This window comes from Acinetobacter sp. ANC_7682 (assembly GCF_056779795.1).
In genome coordinates, this window is the sequence record NZ_JBWYIQ010000116.1 from 1 (window position 1) to 206 (window position 206).

The 206-nt window shown below is 48.5% G+C and carries 1 protein-coding gene; it reads left to right on the forward strand.

All coding sequences use genetic code 11. The annotated features are described in order from the left end of the window. The coding region (locus AC1M9D_RS14235; RefSeq protein WP_481612464.1) for a phage late control D family protein at nt 1-206 on the forward strand (206 nt) is incomplete at both ends.

Sequence of the window (206 nt, forward strand, 5' to 3'; positions counted from 1 at the left end):
ACTGATCAAGGAACCCTGTTTAGAACCACTGGTATCATCACCGAAGCCTCACAAGGACAAAGCGATGGGGCACTGACCCTCTACAAACTCACGCTCAACGATGCAACAAACTTGTGGCACAAACGCCGCAACAGCCGCGTATTTATGAACAAATCCGTGGTCGAAGTGGTGGAAATCCTCTTTGAAGAATGGCAAAACAAAAGCCC